Below are 1,657 nucleotides of genomic sequence, written 5' to 3'. Positions count from 1 at the left end.
TGATGCCGGCTGGTGATGTCTCCGCCGAGGAGACGGCCATTGCCTTTCCCGTCGAGGGGAAGAGGGCGATGGTCGTGACGGGGCAGGAGCTGGCGACGAAGGAGGCGCTCGGCGTCCTCAGGAAGGGTGGGAATGCCGTAGACGCGGCCGTGACCGCCGCCTTCGTCATGGCCGTGACCCTGCCGAGGGCGGGCAATATCGGTGGAGGCGGGTTCATGCTCATCCACAACGCCGCGACGAAAGAGGTCATCGCCCTTGATTTCTGGCAGAAGGCCCCCGCGGCTGCATCGCGCGCCATGTTCGTCAGGGACGGGAAGGCGGACGCGAAGCTGAGCCGCGAAAGCTACATCGCGGTGGCGGTGCCGGGAACGGTGGCGGGCCTTGCCTTTGCCCTTCGCACGTACGGGACCATGTCCCTCGGGAAGGCCATGGGTCCGGCCATCAGGTATGCTGAGAAAGGGTTCGTGATGAGCGCCGGCCTTTCCTCCGACATCAGGTCCTACGAGAGGCTGCTCAAGGCCCGGCCCGGATCGGCGGGGATATTCTTCAAACCGTCGGGCGGATACTACGAAGCGGGCGATCTCTTTGTCCAGAAGGACCTTGCCCGGACCTTGAAGGCCATCGCGAAGGGAGGCCCCGACGTCTTCTACAGGGGGGACATCGCGGCGAGGATAGCGAGGCAGATGAAGGAGAATTCCGGTCTCGTAATGAAAGAGGACCTTGCCGCCTACGCGCCGGTGGTCCGCAGGCCTGTTCACACGACCTACCGGGGCCATGACGTGTACTCGATGTACCCGCCCAGTTCGGGTGGGGTCTGCATCACCGAGGCCCTCAATATCCTTGAGAGATTCGACGTCGCCCGTGCCGGGCACAACAGCGCGGCGGGCATACACCTTATCGCGGAGGCCTCGAAGCGCGCCTTCGCCGACCTTTTCGTTTATGCGGGCGATCCCGACGCGGTCGCCATCCCCGTCAAGGGGCTGACCTCGAAGGCGTACGGAGCGAAGCTGGCGGCGGGCATCGATCCGGCCCGGGCGACCCCGAGCAGCCAGATACGGTCGGGGGAGGCCAAGGTCTACGAGAAGGACGAGACGACGCATTTCTCCATCGTTGACGGGCAGGGCAACGCGGTGTCCGCCACGTACACCCTCAACGGGAATTTCGGCAGCGGGATCGTGGTCGATGGCGCCGGGTTCCTCCTCAACAACGAGATGGACAACTTCAACTCCGACCCCGGCAAGCCCGACAGTGCCGGGATCATCGAGAGCGAGGCCAACGCCATCGCCCCCAACAAGAGGATGATAACCGCCATGGCCCCCACGATGGTCTTCCGGGAGGGAAAGCTCCGTCTCGTGACGGGCAGCCCCGGCAGTTCCCGCATCATCTCGACGGTTCTCCAGGTTGTCCTCAACGTCATCGATCACAAGATGAACATCCAGGAGGCGGTCAACGCCCCGAAGGTCCATCATGAATGGATGCCCGACGAACTGCGCGTCGAGAAGGGAATAAGCCCCGACACGGTGAAGATGCTGGGACAGATGGGCCACAACGTCGTCCTGAGAGGCCCCATGGGCTCGGCAACAAGCGTCCTCATCGACCCGGCCACCGGGAAGAGATACGGCGCGGTGGACCCCAGACGGGAAGGACTGGCGATGGG

The 1,657-nt window shown here is 64.3% G+C and carries 1 protein-coding gene; it reads left to right on the top strand.

Features of this window, described 5'->3' with window-relative positions; all coding sequences use genetic code 11:
* The coding region (gene ggt / locus GXX82_05490; protein ID NLT22480.1) for a gamma-glutamyltransferase at positions 1–1,657 on the top strand (1,657 nt) is incomplete at both ends.

This window comes from Syntrophorhabdus sp., assembly GCA_012719415.1.
Classification (GTDB): Bacteria; Desulfobacterota; Syntrophorhabdia; order Syntrophorhabdales; family Syntrophorhabdaceae; genus Delta-02.
Note: the sequence above shows the minus strand (reverse complement) of the source record. Positions and strands in the feature narration are given on the sequence as shown.